General features: G+C 68.6%; 19 protein-coding genes. 16 read left to right on the top strand and 3 right to left on the bottom strand.

Features of this window, described 5'->3' with window-relative positions; all coding sequences use genetic code 11:
• Nucleotide 1 precedes the first annotated feature (1 nt).
• Complete coding sequence (locus AC5RVV_RS16110) at nucleotides 2-1,186, bottom strand: heparan-alpha-glucosaminide N-acetyltransferase domain-containing protein (protein WP_494002407.1); 1,185 nt, start codon at nucleotides 1,184-1,186, stop codon at nucleotides 2-4.
• Nucleotides 1,187-1,301: 115 nt separating this feature from the next.
• On the opposite strand from AC5RVV_RS16110, the gene AC5RVV_RS16105 reads away from it, so the two are divergent.
• The 7 genes from AC5RVV_RS16105 to AC5RVV_RS16075 all read left to right on the top strand — a co-directional run bounded on the left by AC5RVV_RS16105 (nucleotide 1,302) and on the right by AC5RVV_RS16075 (nucleotide 9,506).
• Nucleotides 1,302-2,105, top strand: coding sequence for an alpha/beta fold hydrolase (locus AC5RVV_RS16105; RefSeq protein ID WP_494002406.1), 804 nt, complete (start codon nucleotides 1,302-1,304; stop codon nucleotides 2,103-2,105).
• A gap of 132 nt (nucleotides 2,106-2,237) precedes the next feature.
• Nucleotides 2,238-3,149, top strand: coding sequence for a 4-hydroxy-tetrahydrodipicolinate synthase (gene dapA, locus AC5RVV_RS16100; RefSeq protein ID WP_494002405.1), 912 nt, complete (start codon nucleotides 2,238-2,240; stop codon nucleotides 3,147-3,149).
• A gap of 7 nt (nucleotides 3,150-3,156) precedes the next feature.
• Nucleotides 3,157-4,848, top strand: coding sequence for a ribonuclease J (locus AC5RVV_RS16095; RefSeq protein WP_494002404.1), 1,692 nt, complete (start codon nucleotides 3,157-3,159; stop codon nucleotides 4,846-4,848).
• A gap of 75 nt (nucleotides 4,849-4,923) precedes the next feature.
• Nucleotides 4,924-7,779, top strand: coding sequence for an FtsK/SpoIIIE family DNA translocase (locus AC5RVV_RS16090; RefSeq protein WP_494002403.1), 2,856 nt, complete (start codon nucleotides 4,924-4,926; stop codon nucleotides 7,777-7,779).
• Between the two features lie 64 nt (nucleotides 7,780-7,843).
• Complete coding sequence (gene pgsA / locus AC5RVV_RS16085) at nucleotides 7,844-8,449, top strand: CDP-diacylglycerol--glycerol-3-phosphate 3-phosphatidyltransferase (protein ID WP_494002402.1); 606 nt, start codon at nucleotides 7,844-7,846, stop codon at nucleotides 8,447-8,449.
• Nucleotides 8,446-8,973 (top strand): CinA family protein, encoded by a 528-nt coding sequence (locus AC5RVV_RS16080; protein WP_494002401.1) that lies wholly within the window; start codon nucleotides 8,446-8,448, stop codon nucleotides 8,971-8,973. The genes pgsA and AC5RVV_RS16080 overlap by 4 nt, the downstream gene beginning before the upstream one ends.
• Nucleotides 8,974-9,068: 95 nt before the next feature.
• Nucleotides 9,069-9,506, top strand: a complete 438-nt coding sequence (locus AC5RVV_RS16075) for a helix-turn-helix domain-containing protein (RefSeq protein ID WP_493977754.1) — start codon at nucleotides 9,069-9,071, stop codon at nucleotides 9,504-9,506.
• A 102-nt stretch (nucleotides 9,507-9,608) separates the two neighbouring features.
• On the opposite strand, the gene AC5RVV_RS16070 is transcribed toward AC5RVV_RS16075, so the two are convergent.
• Nucleotides 9,609-10,091, bottom strand: coding sequence for a MarR family winged helix-turn-helix transcriptional regulator (locus tag AC5RVV_RS16070; protein WP_493977755.1), 483 nt, complete (start codon nucleotides 10,089-10,091; stop codon nucleotides 9,609-9,611).
• A gap of 130 nt (nucleotides 10,092-10,221) precedes the next feature.
• Here AC5RVV_RS16070 and AC5RVV_RS16065 point away from each other — a divergent pair, with 130 nt between their 5' ends.
• The 7 genes from AC5RVV_RS16065 (at nucleotide 10,222) to dapF (ending at nucleotide 16,622) form a co-directional block, all read left to right on the top strand.
• Nucleotides 10,222-10,443, top strand: a complete 222-nt coding sequence (locus AC5RVV_RS16065) for a DUF3046 domain-containing protein (RefSeq protein WP_494002400.1) — start codon at nucleotides 10,222-10,224, stop codon at nucleotides 10,441-10,443.
• Nucleotides 10,444-10,636: 193 nt separating this feature from the next.
• Nucleotides 10,637-11,689 carry a recombinase RecA gene (gene recA / locus AC5RVV_RS16060; RefSeq protein WP_494002399.1) on the top strand — a complete coding sequence of 351 codons (1,053 nt, stop codon included), beginning with the start codon at nucleotides 10,637-10,639 and terminating at the stop codon, nucleotides 11,687-11,689.
• Nucleotides 11,690-12,247 (top strand): regulatory protein RecX, encoded by a 558-nt coding sequence (locus AC5RVV_RS16055; protein WP_494002398.1) that lies wholly within the window; start codon nucleotides 11,690-11,692, stop codon nucleotides 12,245-12,247.
• Nucleotides 12,248-12,406: 159 nt separating this feature from the next.
• Nucleotides 12,407-13,186: a hypothetical protein gene (locus tag AC5RVV_RS16050; protein WP_494002397.1), complete on the top strand. Its 780-nt coding sequence runs from the start codon at nucleotides 12,407-12,409 to the stop codon at nucleotides 13,184-13,186.
• A 54-nt stretch (nucleotides 13,187-13,240) separates the two neighbouring features.
• Nucleotides 13,241-14,758 (top strand): tRNA (N6-isopentenyl adenosine(37)-C2)-methylthiotransferase MiaB, encoded by a 1,518-nt coding sequence (miaB, locus tag AC5RVV_RS16045; RefSeq protein WP_494002396.1) that lies wholly within the window; start codon nucleotides 13,241-13,243, stop codon nucleotides 14,756-14,758.
• Nucleotides 14,759-14,763: 5 nt separating this feature from the next.
• Nucleotides 14,764-15,693, top strand: a complete 930-nt coding sequence (gene miaA, locus AC5RVV_RS16040) for a tRNA (adenosine(37)-N6)-dimethylallyltransferase MiaA (RefSeq protein ID WP_494002395.1) — start codon at nucleotides 14,764-14,766, stop codon at nucleotides 15,691-15,693.
• A gap of 8 nt (nucleotides 15,694-15,701) precedes the next feature.
• Nucleotides 15,702-16,622: a diaminopimelate epimerase gene (gene dapF / locus AC5RVV_RS16035; RefSeq protein WP_494002534.1), complete on the top strand. Its 921-nt coding sequence runs from the start codon at nucleotides 15,702-15,704 to the stop codon at nucleotides 16,620-16,622.
• A 10-nt stretch (nucleotides 16,623-16,632) separates the two neighbouring features.
• Here dapF and AC5RVV_RS16030 read toward each other — a convergent pair whose 3' ends face one another.
• Entirely contained in the window at nucleotides 16,633-17,244 is a 612-nt protein-coding gene (locus tag AC5RVV_RS16030; RefSeq protein WP_494002394.1) for a class I SAM-dependent methyltransferase, read from the bottom strand.
• A gap of 432 nt (nucleotides 17,245-17,676) precedes the next feature.
• Here AC5RVV_RS16030 and hflX point away from each other — a divergent pair, with 432 nt between their 5' ends.
• Nucleotides 17,677-19,218, top strand: a complete 1,542-nt coding sequence (gene hflX / locus AC5RVV_RS16025) for a GTPase HflX (protein WP_494002393.1) — start codon at nucleotides 17,677-17,679, stop codon at nucleotides 19,216-19,218.
• Nucleotides 19,211-21,250 carry an ATP-dependent DNA helicase gene (locus AC5RVV_RS16020; RefSeq protein WP_494002392.1) on the top strand — a complete coding sequence of 680 codons (2,040 nt, stop codon included), beginning with the start codon at nucleotides 19,211-19,213 and terminating at the stop codon, nucleotides 21,248-21,250. Before hflX ends, AC5RVV_RS16020 begins: the two co-directional genes overlap by 8 nt.
• The last annotated feature ends 29 nt before the right edge of the window (nucleotides 21,251-21,279 follow it).

Below are 21,279 nucleotides of genomic sequence, written 5' to 3'. Positions count from 1 at the left end.
CTCAGCGGCCGCGGCTGCCCGCCGGCCGCAGCGCCTCACGGGTCAGCCGGGCCGCGGTGGAGGTCACCAGCTCGAACGGTCCCCGCCACCGCAGGGCCAGGAAGGCCATGCCCAGCGCAACAGCCGCCGCTGCCTGCCACAGATAGGTTGGCAGTTCGGGAGCAGCCGGCGGCAACGCGCTGAGCACCCAGACGTGGGCAGAATAGAGCGTCAGCGTCATGGCCCCGGCGCCCGCCAGCGGCAGCAGCAGCCACGGCAGCCGGGACGTCAGCAGCAGGCACACCGCCAGGACCACCGCCGAGGTGCCCACCGTGTGCAGCAGGTCAAAGGTCGTACCGGCATGCGGCGACGAGCCGCCCAGCCACCACCACGAGCCGCGCTGCTCGATCCAGCTCATGTTCACCTGGTACACGAGATCGAAGTCCGGCCGCCGTGCCGCCTCGGTCGCCGCGACCTCCGCGTATCCGCCGAGCCGCTCCATCAGGAACCAGGAACCCGCCTTGGCCGCCACGGCCAGCACCGCGCCGGCCGCCAGCAGCCCCAGTTGCACGCCGGTGCGCTGCAGCTCCAGCCGCCCGGTCAGCAGGCCCGCCAGCAGATACCCCAGCCACTGCACCACGGGATAGTAGCCGGTGAGGAAAACATCGCTGAGCAGCGTGGCCGGCGTCAGCAGGTCGTAGACCATGGGGTTGTGGCCCAGCTCGGCCGGCTGCACCGCCGCTTCCGCCCAGGGCCGCAGCACGTGGGCCAGCAGCGGCGAGACGACGATCCAGCCGGCCGCCCACAGCGCCAGCACACCGCGGCGGAGCTGCAGGAACGGCAGCGCGCACAGGAACAGCACGCCGTAGTGGACCAGGATCACCGCGACGTTGACTTCCAGCGCACCCAGCATCATGCCGACCGTGGCAATGAGCAGCGCACGCACGGCAATGCCCCCGCGGTCCGCGGCCAGGCTCCCGCCCCGGTGGCCGCGGCTGCCGCCGGTGAGCAGCGCCAGCCCGACCCCGGCCAGGACCGCGAACAGCGCCGAGGAGCGCCCGGAGAGGACCAGGCCCACGAAGTTCGGCTGCGGGTCCGTGCCGGCGGTCCACGGCGCAAAGATGTGGGTCGCCATCATGCCCAGCAAGGCGATGCCGCGGGCGGCATCAATGCCGGCGATCCGCGGGCGGGTGGAACCTGGGCGCATGCACCGATAATCTCACAGCGGGCGTGGAGGCGGCTGTGAGACCGGCGGCCGGCACGCGATACCGTGAGGGAATGAACAGGTTGGAGAACGCGGCGGCCGCACCCCTGGAGCGGCCATGATGGGATTTGCCGTCAACGGGGACGACGGCGTGCGCCTGGCCTTCGAGGACACCGGCACCGGGGAGCCGCTGCTGCTGGTCCATGGAACCGCCCTGTCCAAGGCCACCTGGCGGGGGCTGGGCTACCAGCGTGCCCTCAAGCCGCGGCACCGGGTGATTTCGCTGGACATGCGCGGGCACGGCCGCAGCGACAAGCCACACGACGTGGGCGCCTACACGATGGAGCGTTTCATGGGCGACGTCGAAGCGGTGCTGGACGCCTGCGGGCTGGAGAGCGTGAACTACTTCGGCTATTCTTTCGGCGCGCGGGTAGGACTCGCGATGGCGGTGTACCGGCGGCAGCGCCTGCGCTCGCTGACCATGCTGGGCGGAACCCACCGGAGCATGGCCGGCCAGGTCGGCAAGCTCTTCTTCCCCGACTACCTGGACGCGCTGGAGACGGGCGGGATGGAAGAGTTCCTCCGCCGCTGGAACGGGCGCCGCGCCGTGCCGGTGGACGCGGCCACCCGGCAGGCCTTTTTGGCCAACGACCCGGCGGCGCTTGCCGCCTACTTCCGCGCCGGCGAAGAGCTGCCCGGCCTCGATCCCCGCCAGGTCCAGCGCATCCGCTTACCCGTCCTGCTGATTGCCGGCAGCGAGGACCACCCACGCGCCGCGGAGTCGCGCCAGGCCGCGGCCTTGCTGCCGGACGGACACTTTGCCGAGCTGCCGGGCCTGGACCACGCCGGCTGCCTCGCCGCCCAGGACGAAGTGACCGCCTTGCTGACCGGTTTCCTGGGCCGCCTCCCCGCGCCCCGCTGACATGCCCGCCTGCTCCGGCCGCCGGGGCCCGGGCGCTACGGCGGCGGGAGCCGCGGCACGTGACGTGAAGCTCTGTGTCGCGCCTTGTACGCCATTGCCGATAGGACCCGCGGACACGGTAACGTTTTCCCTATGGTTGAGTCTGACGTTCGTGAGTATCCCTTTGGCACCATGGTCACCGCAATGGTCACCCCCTTCACCGAGGAGGGCGAGGTCGACTACGGGAAGGCAGCGGAACTGGCGGACAAGCTGGTCCAGGACGGATGCGACGGGCTCGTCGTCACCGGCACCACCGGCGAGACCTCGACGCTCACCGACGACGAGAACGAGGGCATGTTCCGGGCCGTCGTCGAGGCTGTGGGGGGACGGGCCAAGGTCATTGCCGGGTCCACCACCAACGACACCCGCCACTCGGTCAGTCTCTCCCGGCGCGCCGCCAGCGCCGGCGTGGACGGACTGCTCATCACCGCCCCCTACTACAACAAGCCGAGCCAGGCCGGCGTGCAGGCCCACATCGAGACCATCGCTTCGGCCATCGGCCTGCCCGTCATGGTCTATGACATCCCCGGCCGCGCCGGCATCAACATCGAGACGGAAACCCTGATCCGGCTGGCCGAGCATCCGCTCGTCGTCGCGCTCAAGGACGCCAAGGCGGACTACGCCGCGACCACCCGCGTCCTGGCCGCCACGGACCTCGACGTCTACGCGGGCGACGACGGCCTGACCCTGCCGCTGATGGCGGCCGGCGCGGTCGGCGTGGTCAGCGTGACCGCGCACGTGGCCACCCGCCAGTTCCGGGAGCTCGTCGATGCGGCACTGGCGGGGGACTTCGCCACCGCACGCCGGCTGCACTTCGAACTGGACCCGATCATCCGGGCGGTGATGACACACATCCAGGGTGCGGTCGCCGCCAAGCAGATTTTGAAGTGGCAGGGCGTCCTGCCCAATTCGGTGGTCCGGCTCCCGCTGGTGGAACCGACCGAGGCCGAGCTCGCGCCGGTCCGCGCCGACCTGGCCGAGGCCGGCCTGGTGCTGGGGGTCTGACCGCCCGATGAGCGAGTCCACCATCACCCAGTTGCGCACGCCGCCGCTGCCTGAACCGGGGACGCTCCGGATCGTTCCGCTCGGCGGGCTCGGGGAAATCGGCCGCAACATGGCGGTCTTCGAGATCGACTCCAGGCTGCTGGTGGTTGACTGCGGCGTGCTGTTCCCGGAAGAGCACCAGCCGGGGGTGGACCTGATCCTGCCGGACTTCTCGTACATCGAGGACCGGCTCGACGACGTCGTCGGGGTGGTCCTGACCCACGGGCACGAAGACCACATCGGCGCCGTCCCGTACCTGCTGCGGATGCGGCAGGACATCCCGCTGATCGGTTCCCAGCTGACCCTGGCCCTGGTCGAGGCGAAGCTGGCTGAGCACCGGATCAAACCGCAGACCCTCATCGTCGCGGAGGGCCAGGTCGAGCAGTTCGGTCCCTTCGAGTGCGAATTCGTGGCGGTCAACCACTCGATCCCGGACGCCTTGGCGGTCTTCATCCGCACCGCGGCCGGCACGGTGCTGCACACCGGCGACTTCAAGATGGACCAGTTGCCGCTGGACGGCCGGATCACGGACCTGCGCGCGTTCGCCCGGCTGGGGGAGGAGGGCGTGGATCTCTTCATGGCCGACTCCACGAACGCCGACGTCCCCGGCTTCACCACGGCCGAGAAGGAAATCTACCCGGTGCTGGAGCGCCTGTTCGGGCAGGTGCAAAAACGCATCATCGTCGCCTCCTTCGCGTCCCACGTGCACCGCGTGCAGCAGGTGCTCGACGCCGCCGCGGCCCACGGCCGGCATGTGGCGTTCGTCGGCCGCTCGATGGTGCGGAACATGGGCATCGCCGCCAAACTGGGCTACCTGAACGTTCCCGAGGGCATCCTCGTGGACCTGAAAAACGTGGAGGACTTCCCGGACGACCGGATCGTGCTGATGTCCACCGGGTCGCAAGGCGAGCCGATGGCGGCGCTGTCGCGGATGGCCAACGGCGACCACCGCGTGCAGGTTGGCGCGGGGGACACGGTGATCCTGGCGTCGTCGTTGATCCCGGGCAACGAGAACGCCGTCTTCCGGGTGATCAACGGCCTGCTCAAGCTTGGCGCCGACGTCATCCACAAGGGCAACGCCAAGGTCCACGTGTCCGGCCACGCCGCGGCCGGGGAACTCCTGTACTGCTACAACATCCTGCGGCCCAAAAACGCCCTCCCGGTGCACGGCGAGACCCGCCACCTGATTGCGAACGGGCGGCTGGCCGAGCAAACCGGCGTGCCCGCCGGGAACGTGCTGCTCGCGGACGACGGATCGGTGGTCGACCTGAAGGACGGCACGGCCCGGATCGTCGGCCAGATCGAATGCGGCTACGTGTATGTGGACGGATCCAGCATCGGTGAAATCACCGACGCCGACCTCAAGGACCGCCGGATCCTGGGCGAGGAGGGCTTCATTTCCGTCATCACCGTGGTCAACCGCAGCACCGGCCAGATCGTCTCCGGTCCCGAAATCCATGCGCGCGGGTTCGCCGAGGACGATTCGGTGTTCGACGACATCAAACCCAGGATCATCGCAGCCCTCGAAGAAGCCGTGGTCAGCAACATGGACCACACGACCTACCAGTTGCAGCAGGTCGTGCGCCGGGTGATCGGCACGTGGGTGAACAAACGGCACCGCCGCCGGCCGATGATCGTTCCCGTGGTTCTGGAGGCCTGATCCCGCACCCGGCGCAGCCGATCCGCCGGAGCCAAATCCCGCGGATCACGCCGGGCAGCCGGTAACCTAGCCACTATGGCGACTCGTACTTCCCCTGCCCGAAAAGGCACCCAGCAGTCGCGCGGTAAGGCTACAGGCACCACTGCGCGCTCCTCCTCGGGGCGTTCCAGCAAGACCAAGGTGCTCGAGGTGCAGCCCCAGGAAGAGCAGCTGCCGCTGCTGGCCCGGCTGATCCAAGGGCTGTGGATGGCCGTGGCGCGTCCGGTGGCCGCGGGCGTCCGGAAGCTGGGCCCCGATGTGCGGCCCGACCCCGCACTGCGCCGCGACGGCACCGGCTTCTTCCTGCTGCTGCTGGCCGGCTGCGTGGCCACCGTCGAGTGGTGGGCGCTCGACGGCTGGTTCGGAGACGCCGTGCACGCCATGGCCGGCGGGACCTTCGGCTGGATGGCGCTGGTGCTGCCCGTGCTGCTGGTGATCATGGCCGTGCGCCTGATGCGCTGCCCGGAGGACTCTCCCGCCAACAGCCGCATCTCCATCGGCCTTATCCTGGCGCTGGCGTCCGGTTCCGGGCTGGCCCACGTGATCGGCGGCCAGCCCGCCCTCGCCGACGGCTTCGATGCCTTGTGGGCGGCCGGCGGCATGGCCGGGTTCCTGCTTGCCGCGCCGCTTGCAGCGGTCAACACCTGGCTGGCGGTGGCCTTCTACGCACTGCTGGCCTTCACCAGCATCCTGATCGTGACCGCCACGCCGTTCCGCCATATACCCATGCGCCTGCGGATGCTCTACGAGCATCTGATGGGCCAGGACCCGTCTGCAGAAGCCGGGTACCGGCCGGCCGCCGACGGGCATGACCAGAGCTACCTCTACGCCGACGACGCCCCGGCCAAGGAACCCAAGCCGCGGCGCAAGCTGTTCGGCAAGCGCAAGGCCGAAGAGACCGACGGCGGCGAGGACGAGGGTTTCTTCTTCGACGAGGCGTTCGAAACACCGGTGATCGAGGCCGGGGAGCCGGAGGAAGAAGCCGGAACGGAGCAGGCGGCACCGGCCGTGCCGCCGGGAGTTCGCAGGCCCACCCAAGCCGAGCTCGCCGTCGAAAAAATCAAGCGCAACCAGGGGCTGGTACCCGAAGGCGCCACCGAGGCGCTGCCGGTGCTGCCTGCCGCCGCGCCGGCGGCAGCGGCCCCCATCGTCCCGTCCACCCCGGTCCAGCCGCAGCCGCCGACCACCCCGATCCCGCAGCGCACCGAGCAGTTGCAGCTGGCCGGCGACGTCGCCTACACCCTGCCGCCCTCGGATTTCCTCCCCCCGGGACCGCCCTCGAAGGAACGCTCGGAGGCCAACGACGCCGTCGTCAAGGCGTTGACCGAGACGCTGGACCAGTTCAAGGTGGACGCGAAGGTCACCGGCTTCTCCCGCGGTCCGACGGTGACCCGCTACGAAATCGAGCTGGCGCCGGGCACCAAGGTCGAACGTGTCACCGCGCTGTCCAAGAACATCTCCTACGCCGTGGCCAGCTCGGACGTGCGCATCCTCTCGCCGATCCCCGGCAAATCGGCCATCGGCATCGAGATCCCGAATACCGACCGCGAAACGGTCTCCCTGGGCGACGTGCTCAGGTCCAACAACGCCCGCAAGACCGAGCACCCGATGGTCATGGGCGTGGGCAAGGACGTGGAGGGCGGCTTCGTGCTGGCCAACCTGGCCAAGATGCCGCACCTGCTCGTCGCCGGCGCTACCGGCGCGGGCAAGTCTTCGTTCGTGAACTCGATGATCACCTCGATCCTGATGCGCTCGACGCCGGACGAGGTGCGGATGGTCATGGTGGACCCCAAGCGCGTGGAACTGACCGCGTACGAGGGCGTGCCGCACCTGATCACGCCGATCATCACCAATCCGAAGAAGGCGGCCGAGGCGCTGCAGTGGGTGGTCCGGGAGATGGACACCCGCTACGACGACCTCGCCAACTTCGGCTACAAGCACATCGATGATTTCAACAAGGCCGTGCGCAACGGGAAGGTTGTGCCGCCGGCCGGGTCCAAGCGCGTGATCAAGCCCTACCCCTATCTGCTGGTGATCGTGGACGAGCTCGCCGACCTGATGATGGTCGCCCCGCGGGACGTCGAGGACTCCATCGTCCGTATCACGCAGCTCGCCCGCGCCGCCGGCATCCACCTGGTGCTGGCCACGCAGCGGCCGTCGGTGGACGTGGTGACCGGCCTGATCAAGGCCAACGTGCCGTCACGGATGGCGTTCGCCACCTCGTCGGTGACCGACTCCCGCGTGGTGCTCGACCAGCCCGGCGCGGAGAAGCTCATCGGCCAGGGCGACGCCTTGTTCCTGCCGATGGGCGCCAACAAGCCCATCCGCGTCCAGGGCGCCTGGGTCTCCGAATCGGAAATTCACAAGGTCGTGGAACACGTCAAGGGACAGCTGCAAGCCGTCTACCGGGACGACGTCGCCGTCGAGGCGCCGAAGAAGCAGATCGACGACGACATCGGTGACGACCTGGACGTGTTGCTGCAGGCGACCGAACTCGTGGTCACTACGCAGTTCGGCTCGACGTCGATGCTGCAGCGGAAGCTGCGCGTGGGCTTCGCCAAGGCCGGCCGCCTGATGGACCTGCTGGAGTCCAGGGGCGTGGTCGGCCCGTCCGAGGGCTCGAAGGCACGCGACGTGCTGGTCAAGCCGGACGACCTGGCCGCGACGCTTGCCGCCATCCGTGGCGATGAGCCGCCGGCGGCCGCCCCGGCCGCGGCGGGCGAGGCCGATCCGCTGACGGAGGCGCTGGCGGAGAACGCCAACGCGAACCACGGCTTCGAGGGCCCGCGTGACCTGGTCGCGGAGGACCTGGCCTCCCGGCCGCAGGCGGAGGACTACTACTACGACGACGAATCAGGGTCCGAGGACGCCTGGAGCCTGACCGGGCGCTGAGGCGGGTGCCGCGTGCCCGCCGGCGGCGGCCGAAGGGCCACGGCGGGCGGGTAGCCTTGAAACCGTGACTGATTCAGTGTCCCGCCCCGTGCCCCTGCTCAATATCGCCAACGTCCTCACCACCGTGCGGATCCTGCTGGTCCCGTTTTTCATCTGGTTCCTGCTGGCCGACGCCGGAGCAGGGCAGGTGTTCCGCTGGCTGGCCGTGGCGGTGTTTGCCGTCGCGATCTACACCGACAAGCTTGACGGCGACCTGGCGCGGTCCCGGGGCCTGATCACCAACTTCGGCAAAATAGCCGACCCGATCGCCGACAAACTCCTGATCGGTGCGGCCCTGATCCTCCTGTCGGTGCTGGGCGACCTGCCGTGGTGGATCACCGTCGTCATCCTGGTCCGGGAGCTGGGCATCACCCTGCTGCGTTTCGTCGTCATCCGCTACGGCGTCATGCCGGCCTCGCGCGGCGGCAAGTTAAAGACCGTGCTGCAAACCCTGGCGATCTTCCTGTACCTCCTGCCGCTGGAGGCGTGGCTGGGATCCTGGGCCGTCTGGGTCGCCTTTGCCGTCATGGCGGTCGCCGTCGTCGTCACCGTCGCAACCGGCATCGACTACGTGGTCAAGGCAGTGGCGCTGCGCCGTGCCGCCCTCGCGAAGCCGCAGGGCCGGCCGTGAGCACGTCCGCATCCGTGATCGTAGGGGCCGCCATCGCCCGGAAGGTGACCTTGGCCACGGCCGAATCACTGACGGCGGGAATGGTGGCGGCGGAACTGGCCACCGTTCCCGGAGCTTCGGGCGCGCTCCGCGGCGGCGTGGTGTCCTACCAGAGCCGGATCAAGACGGCGGTGCTCGGCGTCGACGCGGGCCTGCTCGAGCGCGAGGGCGCGGTCACGGAAGCGGTCGCCTGCCAGATGGCCGACGGCGCCAGGCGCGTGTTGCAGGCCGACATCGCGGTATCCACGACCGGGGTGGCGGGACCGGAACCGCACGGTGGACGGGATGTGGGAACCGTGTGGATCGGCGTAGCCTCTCCGGACGGCACGCGCGCCGTCGGATACCGTTTCGAGGGGGACCGCGCCCGCATCCGGCGGCTGGCGTGCGAAGCGGCCATCGAGCAACTGGGCCTCGCGATCGACGCCGCTCTCGGTCCCGCCGGCACCGGAGATTCGGGCCCGGGAACAAAAACTTTGATTCAGTAGTTATCAAAGGGTGTCAGCAACTGTTACGTTGTTGGCCTAGGCTTGGAAGACAGCGGCGCGAGCCGCACACCTCATGAGGGAGCAAGGCGATACAGATGGTAAAGCAGCCCGTGTCCGTAAACGGTGTAGTCCGTTGGCGTGATGTGGGATTGGCCGAAGAACCGCGCACGGAGCAGAAGGAGCGCAAGATGGTGGTGCTACGACACGAGATTGGCGACGTCCTCCGCGATGTCCGGCAGCGTCAGGGACGCACCCTTCGAGAAGTGTCGCACAGCGCCCGCGTCTCCCTCGGATACCTGAGCGAAGTCGAACGCGGCCAGAAGGAAGCATCGTCGGAACTCCTGTCCTCGATCTGCTCGGCCCTGGACGTTCCCCTGTCGCACATGCTCCGCGAAGTCAGCGACCGGGTCGCGGACGCCGAGGGCGTCGTCATTCCCGACACCGTTCCGCAGGAACTGTCCCGGGAGTTTGTCGGGGCCATTCCCGACGAGCTGCCCGACGAGCTGCGCGGACTGGCTTCCGCCCGCTACTGACCCGAAAACCTGAACCGGCCGGTTCCGCCCTCTGGCGGACCGGCCGGTTTTTGTTGTGCCCGCCGGTGCCACGCCGCGCCTCTCGTCCCGGAGGCTGTGCCGCTAGTGGACGGGCGGCTCATTGGCGTACGAAGCGTTCAGCCGGTCCAGCAGTTGTCCCAGCGTGGACAGGTCCTCGACGGACCAGTCGCCAAGCCGCTCGTGGAAGGCGACTTTGCGGGCGGCCTGTGCCTCGGCCAGCTTTTCCAGCCCGGCCGGAGTCAAGGTGATGGATTGGGCCCGTCCGTCCAGTGGATCAGCCTCCTTGCCAACCAGTCCCAACTGCTCCAGCATGGCGATCTGGCGGCTCACGGAGGGTTTGCCCACCCCGATGGCGGCCGCCAGTTCGGTCAGGCGCATTGAGCGCTCCCGCTGCAGGATCAACAGCAGTCCGTAAGCGGCAGGTTCCATGTCCGGGTGGACGTTTCGTGCCACCCGGTGAGAATTCGCCCTGGCCCGGCGCCAGAGCAGGCTCAGCTGCCGTTCCAGTGCTTCGATGGCCGCATCGAACCCTGCATCTGCGCTGCCTGTGGCGTGGTCTGTCATGGGCTCATTGTAATGAGCAGCATGCACACGCAGGGCAACGGCGGCCTGACGCGCCGTACCCTTATTCCGACGGCGCCGAATCTCCGTCCGGCCCGGTTGAGGCCGGACGGACACGTGAGAAGATGGACGCGTGCGAACCAGTGACTTCTGGCGGTTGATGGACGATGAATTCGGTCCCGCATACTCGCATGTCCTGGCTGCCGACCTGGTGCTGGGTCAGCTCGGGGGCCGTACCGCGGCCGAAGCGCTGGCCGCGGGCATCCCGCCCAAAACCGTGTGGCTGGCCCTCTGCGATGTCCAGGACGTTCCGCCCGAGCGGCGCTGGGGCAAGGACCGCGAGCCGCGCGGCTGAACAGACACGCCGCGCCAAATGCCGATATGTTCGAAAGTGTGTTCGGATCCCGCTAAGCTTCTACACAGACCCCCGAGTGGACGGATCATCCACACGCTCCGCTGCCGATCCCATTTTGTCCGAACCGGCGGTTACGGTCGGAAGACGTCAAGACAAAAAATGGCCCGAGGGCCGCAAGAGACTGAGGTGAACAATGGCCGCACCAGCTGACCGCGAGAAGGCACTGGAAGCTGCGCTGGCGCAGATCGACAAGCAGTTCGGCAAGGGGTCGGTGATGCGGCTCGGCGACGACACGCGCGCCCCCATCGAAACGATCTCCACCAGCTCGATCGCCTTGGACGCTGCCCTGGGCATCGGCGGCCTGCCGCGCGGCCGCGTGGTCGAGATCTACGGTCCGGAATCTTCCGGTAAGACCACCGTGGCGCTCCACGCCGTGGCCAGCGCCCAGCGGAACGGCGGCATCGCAGCCTTCATCGACGCCGAGCACGCGCTGGACCCGGAATACGCCAAGAAGCTCGGGGTGGACACCGACGCCTTGCTGGTGTCGCAGCCGGATACCGGTGAGCAGGCCCTGGAAATCATGGACATGCTGATCGGCTCCGGCTCCCTCGACATCATCGTGATCGACTCCGTCGCGGCCCTCGTGCCCCGCGCGGAGATCGAGGGCGAAATGGGCGACAGCCACGTGGGCCTCCAGGCCCGACTTATGAGCCAGGCACTGCGAAAGATCACCGGGCGGCTCAACCAGTCCAAGACCACGGCCATCTTCATCAACCAGCTGCGCGAAAAGATCGGCGTGTTCTTCGGCAGCCCGGAGACCACCACCGGCGGTAAGGCGCTGAAGTTCTATGCCTCCGTGCGCATCGACGTGCGCCGCATCGAGACCCTGAAAGACGGCGCCAACCCGGTGGGCAACCGTACCCGCGCCAAGATCGTCAAGAACAAGATGGCTCCGCCCTTCAAGCAGGCCGAGTTCGACATTCTGTACGGTCACGGCATTTCCCGCGAGGGCGGCCTGATCGACATGGGCGTGGAACATGCGCTGGTCAAGAAGTCGGGCGCCTGGTTCACCTACGACGGCGACCAGCTGGGCCAAGGCAAGGAAAACGCCCGCAAGTTCCTCATCGACAACCCGGACCTGGCCGATGAGCTGGAGCGCAAAATCCGGCAGAAGCTCGGGATCGACCCCGTTCCGGACAGCGGAGAAGAAGGCGGACCGAAGCTCAAGGCAGTCGACGGATTCTAGGTGGCCCGCAGGCATGGTCCGGCCGCCGGGCCAACGCCGGGCAGCCCGGCCGACCTGGCGCCCGAGGCGGATCCCCATGCGGTGGCACGCTCGATCGTGCTGGGCGCGCTGACACGGTCCCCGAAAAGCCGCGCGCAGCTGGCCGCAAAGCTGGCTGAGCGCGGCGTCCCGGACGACGTCGCCGAGGCGGTGCTCGACCGATTCGAAGAAGTCAATCTCATTGACGACGCCGGGTTCGCCGAAATGTGGGTGCGCAGCCGCTCCCAGACCCGTTCCTTGGCGCGCGCTGCCCTCAAGCGGGAACTCGCGGAGAAGGGCATCTCCGGCGACGTCGCCGAGCAGGCACTTGACCAGCTTTCGCCCCACGATGAGCTGGAAGCCGCGCGGGGACTTGTTCGCCGCAAGATCCGTCCCGACTGGGAACTGAACGACAGGTCGGCCAGGGACAAGCATCTGCGGCGCTTGGTTTCGATGCTGGCCCGGAAGGGCTATCCACCCTCGCTGGCCTACCGGGTCGCCGACGAGGAACTCGGCACCGCCGCCAACCCAGAGTTTTAAGCGGCTCCGTTATGCAATTGAGACTTTCCGGGGTTTGGTCGGTATCATTGTGCGACTGTGAGCCCATCGCAGAATCAACGACGAAAATCCACCCAGCTACGCAGGAGCAACCGCAGGCGGCGCCGCCTCCGGATGGCGGCGGGGCTGACTCTCGGCTCTGTGGCCGCCCTCGGCGCAACCGGGGCAGCGGGCGCCCTCCACAACGGCCATAGCCCGTCCGCAGCGGTGGGACTCATCGCAGCCCCGGTGAAGCAACTGATGGGCTGGAGCGACCCGGACGAGGGGCAGCGGCCGTTGGCGCGTGCGGCCCAGCGGCAGCAAACGGAGGAAGCGTCCACCGACGCAACCGTCCCGAAGGCCGACCGGGCGCCGGAGGCGCGCACGGAAGAAAAGGAAACTGCCGCCGCACGGGCGGCCGAAACCCCTGCAGCAGAGCCCGCGGAGAAGGAAGCCTCCGGCCCTGCGGATCCGGGGCAACACGGCGACGCCGGAGCGCAGGCGGGCGCGGCACGGGAGGGCGCGGCGACAGACCCAGCCGGTAAGGCAGCTGCCGGACGCACGGCCGAAGAGCAAACCGCACCGGGGGCAAGTGATCAGCAGACCGCAGCCGGCGCGGCCGAAGAACAGGCACCGGCGGCCGGCGCGGCGGCAGACCAGGGCGGCTCCTCGGCTCCTGCCGAGGCGCCCGCGAACGACCCGGAGCCAGCCGACACCCACACCGGAGCAGCAAGCCCGGCCCCCGGCTGGGGTGCCGGGGAATTGGCCTGCCTCGAAGAACTCTGGAACCAGGAGTCGGAAGGCAACGCCAGCGTTGAGAAATCGACCGACGGCGGGTATGTTTTCCGGATCCGGCTCGACCGCGGCCTGGATTACATCGAGTCCCGGTACGGTTCGCCGTGCCTGGCCCTGGACTTCCAGCTGGCCAATAACTGGTACTGATTTGCCGGCCGTGCGAATTGTGGCCGGTCCCGCCGCAGGCCGTACCCTTGTAAGGTGAGTTTGACTGCCCCAGCCCCGCCCATCGAGACGCAGCACGAAGCCCGCACATACCAAGTGCGCACGTTCGGCTGCCAGATGAACGTACACGATTCCGAGCGGCTTGCCGGGCTCCTCGAGGCGGCCGGCATGGTCGAGTCCCAAGGCGGGCAGGCCGACGTCGTGGTGTTCAATACCTGCGCGGTGCGGGAGAACGCCGACAACAAGCTGTACGGCAACCTTGGCCAACTCGCCCCCGTGAAGGAACGCAACCCCGGCATGCAGATCGCCGTCGGCGGCTGCCTGGCGCAGAAGGACCGGGAGACAATCCTCCGGAAGGCGCCCTGGGTCGACGTCGTGTTCGGCACCCACAACGTGGGTTCGCTTCCCGCCCTGCTGGAACGTGCCCGGCACAACAACGAGGCGCAGCTGGAAATCCTCGAGTCGCTTGATGTCTTCCCCTCGACGCTGCCCACCAAGCGCGACGCGGTGTACTCCGGGTGGGTTTCCATCTCGGTCGGCTGCAACAACACCTGCACGTTCTGCATCGTGCCCTCGCTGCGCGGCAAGGAACGCGACCGCCGGCCGGGGGACATCTTGGCGGAGGTCCAGGCCCTCGTCGACGACGGCGCCATCGAGGTCACCCTGCTGGGGCAGAACGTGAACTCCTACGGCGTGGAATTCGGCGACCGCGGCGCCTTCGCGAAGCTGCTGCGGGCCTGCGGCAGCATTGACGGCCTCGAACGGGTCCGGTTCACCAGCCCGCACCCGGCGGCGTTTACCGACGACGTCATCGACGCCATGGCCGAAACACCCAACGTCATGCCGCAGCTGCACATGCCGCTGCAGTCCGGGTCGGACAAGGTCCTGAAGGACATGCGCCGGTCCTACCGGTCCACGAAATTCCTCGGCATCCTCGAGAAGGTCCGGGAACGGATTCCGCACGCGGCCATCTCCACCGACATCATCGTCGGATTTCCCGGGGAGACGGAGGAGGATTTCCAAGCCACGCTGGAGGTGGTGGAACGGGCCCGCTTCGCCAGTGCCTTCACCTTCCAGTACTCCAAGCGGCCCGGCACGCCGGCCGCGGAACTGCCGGACCAGCTGCCCAAGGCCGTGGTGCAGGAACGCTACGAGCGCCTGATTGCCCTGCAGGACCGGATTGCCGCCGAAGAGAACGCCAAACAACTGGGCAGCCGGCTCGAGGTCATGGTGACCGCGCAGCAGGGACGCAAGGCGGAAGCGACCCACCGGCTCTCCGGGCGCGCCCGGGATCAGCGGCTGGTGCACTTTTCCGTGCCCGCGGGTGCGCCGGCGCCGCGGCCGGGCGATCTGGTCACCGTGACCGTCACCGAGGCGGCACCGTTCCACCTGATCGCCGACCCGGCATCCGAAGCGGACTACCAGCTGCGCCGCTCGCGCGCCGGGGACGCGTGGGACCGCTCCCAGGCGGATTCCTGTGCGGTACCGGCCGCCGCGGGCAAGCCCTCCCAGGTGTCGCTGGGCATGCCCGCGCTGCCTGGCCGAACCGCCTGACGGCGATGCCGGTCCACCCCCAAGCGCCGCGCGGCCCGGCGGTCATCGCCGTCGTCGGTCCCACCGGCTCCGGAAAATCGGATCTCGCCGTCGCGCTGGCCCGGCGGCTGGGCGGGGAAGTAATCAACGCCGACGCCATGCAGTTATACCGCGGCATGGACATCGGCACGGCCAAAATTGATCCGGCCGAGCGGCAAGGAATCGAGCACCACCTGCTGGACATCCTCGACGTGACGGAAGAGGCGAGTGTCTCTGCCTACCAACACCAGGCCAGGGAAGCGATCGACGCCGTGCATGGGCGGGGGCGCCGGGCCATCCTCGTCGGTGGTTCCGGACTGTATGTACGGGCCGCCCTGGATGCGATCGAGTTTCCGGGTACCGATCCGGCCCTGCGCCGCGGCCTCGAAGAGGAGCTGGAAAGGCTCGGCCTCGCAGCGATGCGGGAGCGGTTGCGGCAGGTCGACCCGGTGTCCGCCGGGCGGCTGGCCGACGCCCGCCGGGTTATCCGGGCGCTGGAAGTGCGGCAACTGACCGGGCGTCCGTTCAGCTCCTACATGCCGGAGCGGGAGTATGTCCGCCCGACCGTGCAGATCGGCCTCCGGGTGGACCGCGAGCGGCTTAAGCACCGTCTGGCCGGCCGCGTCCATACGATGGTGGAACGCGGGCTGCTGGAGGAAGTCGCGGCACTGGACCGGCAGGGCCTGCGCCAGGGCCGGACTGCCTCGCGCGCGCTCGGCTACGCCCAGTTCCTGAAGGTGGTCGACGGTGAATGGACCCGGGACGAGGCCGCCGAGGACACCATCGCCGCCACCCGCAAGTTCGCCCGGCGCCAGCTGACCTGGTTCCGCGCCGATCCGAGGATTCACTGGCTGGACTGGGAGGATCCGCTGGCGGCGGACAAGGCGGCAGCGCTCATCGCTAAGCTTGAGCCGTGAACAACCCCATGCCTGATCATCTGTCGGCCCTCGCCGGGCTGCCCTTTGCCAAGGGACACGGCACCGGCAACGACTTTGTGCTCATTGCCGATCCCGACGGGGCCAAGCGCCTCGGGGCCGAGGCGGTCGCCGGCCTCTGCCACCGCCACCTCGGCATCGGCGCCGACGGGCTCATCCGTGCGGTCCGGTCCCGGCATCTTCCCGAGGGCCGCGAGCTGCTGGAGAGCGCGCCGGAGGCCGAGTGGTTCATGGACTACTACAACGCCGACGGCTCGACCTCGGAAATGTGCGGCAACGGGGTCCGCGTCTTCGTGCACTTTCTGCTGGCCGAAGGACTCGTCCAGCTGCCGGCCGGCGAGTCGCTGACCATCGGGACCCGGGCGGGAACCAAAACGGTCAGCCGGTCAGCCAACGGCTACGCCGTGGACATGGGACCGTGGGAGTTCATCTATCCGGCGGAGGCTGCCGCCAGGGCGATGGATTCGACGGTCAGCGCAGGCGGCCTCCAAGTGCCGCGGCCGGCACTGTCGGTGAGTCTGGGGAACCCGCACACAGTGGTCGCCCTCGCCGGGCTCGAAGAACTGGCCGCCACCGAGTTGTTCCACGCGCCGGCGGTAGACCCGGTCCCGGAGAACGGAACGAATGTTGAGTTTGTCGTGCCGGCGGAACCCCTCGTCGCCGACGGCGCCGGGCACATCAGCATGCGCGTGCACGAGCGCGGGGTAGGGGAGACCCAGTCCTGCGGGACCGGCGCCTGCGCTGCCGCCGCCGCCATCCGCTACTGGGCGGGTGCGGGCGCACCCGACGACTGGCAGGTCGGCGTGCCGGGCGGCGTTGTCCGGGTCCGGTTCATCCCTGCGGCCGACGGACGGGAACATGTGGAGCTGAGCGGCCCCGCCGTGCTCGTGTCCCGAGGCGTGGTGGCCTGACCGAAGCGGCTCAGCCGGCCCGCCGCACGCAGAGCACCCGGAACGTCTTTGCGGTGCTTTCACGGCTGACCGCGTAGTCTGACGGCAGTTCGGCCGCGAGCCAGCGCTGCAGCGAGTCCGATCCCAGGTTCTTCTGGACGACCAGCCAGGCGGTGCCCCCGGGTGCGAGGCGGGGCAGCCACATCAGCAACAGTGCGTGAAGCTCGCTCTTGCCGATCCGAATCGGAGGATTGGACCAGATGGTGTGGAACTGCAGGGCCGGGTCAACGTCTTCCGGGCGGCAGGCACGGACGTTGGCCAGCCCCAGCGACGCGGCGTTGTCGTTGGTCAGGGCGATGCTGCGTTCATTGACATCCACGGCCAGCACCGTGGCATCGGGGGACTTCAGCCCCATGGTGAGCGCGAGCGGTCCCCACCCGCAGCCGATGTCGAGCAGGTTGCCTTCCGGAGCAGGCGGAGGGACCTCGTCCAAAAGCACCGCCGTGCCCTTGTCGAGGCCGTCCGGACTGAAGATGCCTCCAGCTGTTTGCAGCTGCCGCATGCGGCCATCCAGCTCGACGGCGAGGGTGCGGCGAACCTCGGGATTGCCTGGTTGCGCGCTGAAGTAGTGCTCTGTTCCCATAATCGGCCAGATTAGTGCGCAGCCCGCGGAATCGGTATCTAGGCCCACCTAAGCAACGTCCGCTCTGATACCGTGGGAGGCATGAAAAAGCTGTGATTGCGCCGTAACCTGCTGTCTCCGCTCGTAGGCGGACAGCGCGTGCCGATGGTTGAGGCCTTGACCTCCCCGGCCGCCGGGCAATCACCGTTCCCGAAGGCTCACTCGAGTCCCTTCTGATCCGGTGCCGCAGCCGCCGCAAGGGCTGCGGCGGTCCCCGGCACCCGCTGCTTGCCCTGCCGCCCGGCCGGGCGGCAGCCCCGCCTTTCCCGCCCGGCAGCGCCCGGGCCCATGCCAGGAGGACTTTTGGCGAATCATCCACAAACTGCATCTTCGGGCTCTGCCGGCCGCATCCCGGAGGACTACGATAAGACCACGGACATTTCGAAGGAGAGCATGACCACCAACCACCCCCAGCCGACACCGGAACCGGAAATGACGCCTGACGAGATCCAGGCGGTCATCGACCGAATCCTGGCCCGCGACACCGCGGCGCGAGGCAAACAGGGCGTCGGCGGCAGAGCCCAGGCACTCTCCGAACTTGATGCCGAGCATTCCGAATTCGACGGCGACCAGCAGGACCTCGCGGAACGCCGCGCCCTGCGGCGCGTAGCCGGCCTGTCCACCGAGCTTGAGGACGTCACCGAGGTTGAGTACCGGCAGCTGCGCCTGGAGCGCGTTGTCCTCGCCGGTCTCTGGACCGAAGGCACGGCCGACGACGCCGACAATTCCTTGCGGGAGCTGGCAGCGCTGGCCGAGACAGCCGGCTCCGAGGTGCTGGACGGTATTGTCCAGCGCCGGCTGAAGCCGGATCCGGGGACTTTCCTGGGCTCCGGCAAGGCCCAGGAACTGCGCGACATTGTGATGTCCACCGGCGCCGACACGGTCATTGTCGACGGCGAGCTGTCGCCGTCGCAGCGCCGCGGTTTGGAAGACATCGTGAAGGTCAAGGTCATTGACCGCACCGCGCTCATCCTGGATATTTTCGCGCAGCATGCCAAGAGCCGCGAAGGCAAGGCCCAGGTAGAGTTGGCCCAGCTTGAGTATCTGCTGCCCAGGCTCCGAGGCTGGGGCGAGTCCATGTCCAGGCAGGCCGGCGGCCGGGTGGGGGCGGCCGGCGGCGGCATTGGTTCCCGCGGGCCCGGTGAGACGAAGATCGAGCTGGACCGCCGGCGCATCCGTACCCGGATGGCGAAGCTGCGCCGGGAGATCACCGGCATGAAGCCCGCACGGGAAACCAAGCGCGCCAACCGCCGCCGCAATGCCGTGCCGTCGGTGGCAATCGCCGGCTACACCAATGCCGGCAAGTCGTCGCTGCTCAACCGCCTGACCGATGCGGGTGTGCTGGTCGAGAACGCGCTCTTCGCCACCTTGGATCCGACCGTCCGCCGGGCGGAAACACCGGACGGTATCGGTTACACGCTCGCCGACACGGTAGGGTTCGTCCGGTCGTTGCCGACGCAGCTGGTGGAAGCCTTCCGCTCCACCCTGGAGGAGGTTGCCGACGCCGACGTCATCCTGCACGTCGTCGACGTCTCGCATCCCGACCCGGAGGGCCAGATCGCCGCCGTGCGCGAGGTGCTGACCGAAATCGAAGCACGGCATATTCCGGAAATCGTCGTCTTGAACAAGGCCGATGCCGCCGATCCGTTCGTGGTCGAGCGACTGCGCCAGCGTGAACCGCGGCACGTCGTGGTCTCGGCGCGGACCGGGCAGGGCATCGATGAGCTGCTTCGGCTCGTCAGCGAGACGATCCCGCGGCCGAGTGTGAAGCTGCAGCTGCTGGTGCCCTACGACCGCGGCGAAGTGATTAGCCGCCTGCACAACGAAGACGCCGAGATCCTCTCCATGGAGCATGGCGGGGACGGCACGCGGCTCGACGTGATGGTGCGCGAGGGCCTGGCATCGGAGCTGGAACAGTTCCTGCGGCATGACTGACGTCCAGGTTCCCGCCGGTGAGGCGCTGCGGCTGCTTGACGTCGCCGTACAGGAGATGGGCGGGCAGCACCGTGCCGGGCAGCACGAGATGGCGGCGAAAGTAGCCGAGGCCTTCGAGCGCCGGCAACACCTGCTGGTGCAGGCGGGCACAGGCACCGGCAAGTCGCTGGCCTACTTGGTGCCGCTCATGGTCCAGGCGCTGGAGGGGGAGAAGCCGGCGATCGTCTCCACCGCAACATTGGCGCTGCAATCGCAGATCGTCAAGCGGGATCTGCCCCGGCTGTTGGAGGCCGTCGCCGACGAGCTGCCCAGGCCGCTGGACGTCGCTTTGCTCAAGGGCAGGAACAATTACCTCTGCCTGCACAAGCTCGCGGGCGGCTTTCCGGACGAGGACGCGCCGGCGGCACTGTTCAGCCTCGGCGAGGACGCGGTGCCGCATCCTTCTCCGGCCGGCGCAGCGTCGGCTTCCGGCGCCTCGGGCGCGCTGGGCAAGGAAGTCGTGCGCCTGCGCGAGTGGGCGCACGAGACCGAAACCGGGGATCGGGATGAACTGGTGCCCGGTGTCAGCGATCGGGCCTGGCGGCAGGTCTCCGTCGGCTCCATGGAGTGCCTGGGCGCCCAGAAGTGTCCCCTGGCCGCCGAGTGCTTCAGCGAACTGGCACGGGGCCGCGCGGCGGAGGCAGACATCGTGATCACGAACCATGCCATGCTGGCCATCAACGCCTTCGAGGGCGTCGCGGTACTCCCGGACTATGACGTGGTGGTCATCGACGAGGCCCATGAGCTGCAGGACCGCGTCACCAGCGCCGTCGCGGGGCAACTCTCCGCCGCCATGGTGCGTACCGCCGCCTCGACGGCACGCAAACACACGGGGATCAGCGTGGAGCCTTTGAACTCCGCCGCCGATGCGCTGGAGGACGTCCTGCAGTCGGTGCCCACCGGCCTGCTGGCGGCCGGCCTCCGCGAGGAGCATGAGCTGGTTCTTGCGCAGGTACGGGAAGCGGCCCGCGCGGCGCTCTCCGACTCGAAGCCCGAGGGTGCGGGGGCAGCGGACGGCGGACGGCAGATGGCGCGCTCACGGCTCGCGGCCGTGCTGGAACTGGCCGAACGGCTGCTGTCCGCTCCGGACTCCCGGGAGGTCATCTGGGCGACCCGTCCCAGCACCTATGGCGAGGCCGGCGACTACGCCGCCAATGACGACCAGCCGGCAACGTTGAACATAGCGCCGCTCTCGGTGGCGTCCCGGCTGCGTGAGGGCTTGTTCGACGACCATACCGTTGTGCTGACATCGGCGACGTTGTCGGTCGGGGGGACCTTCGATGCCGTCGCCGGGTCGCTCGGACTGCTCGGAGCCGGCGCGCCCGCCTATTCCAGCGTGGACGTGGGCAGCCCCTTCGATTACCCCAGGCAGGGCGTGCTCTACGTGGCGTCGCATCTGCCGAAGCCGGGCCGGGGCACCAGCCCGGAACAGCTCGATGAACTCGAGGAGCTGCTGCTGGCCTCGCGCGGCGGCGCCCTGGGCCTGTTCTCCTCGCGGCGTGCGGCAGAAGAAGCCGCGGCCGAGATGCGCGGGCGCACCGACCTGACCATCCTGTGCCAGGGCGAATCGTCGATGGGCGCGCTGGTCCGCCAATTCGCCGAAGAGCCCGACACCTGCCTGTTCGGCACCATGACGCTCTGGCAGGGCGTCGACGTTCCCGGTTCCGCGTGCCGGCTCGTGGTCATCGACCGGATTCCGTTCCCCCGGCCGGATGACCCGCTCACGACTGCCCGAACCCGGTCCGTGGCGCAGTCCGGGGGAAACGGTTTCATGACGGTCTCGGCGACCCATGCGGCCGTGCGGCTGGCCCAGGGAGCCGGCAGGCTGATCCGCGCGTCAAACGACCGTGGAGTGGTGGCCGTGTTGGACTCCCGGCTGGCGACGGCGCGCTACGGGAGTTTCCTCCGCAGCGCCCTGCCGCCCTTCTGGAGTACCAAGGACGGCGCCACGGCCCGCCAGGTCTTGGAAAGGCTGGCTACGGCCTCAGCCTGAACGGGCTGGGGGCACGCCCGTTCCGGAGC

This window comes from Arthrobacter sp. MDT2-34-1 (assembly GCF_059091365.1).
The sequence above is the reverse complement of the archived record's forward strand: the minus strand, read 5'-3'. Positions and strand labels throughout refer to the sequence as shown.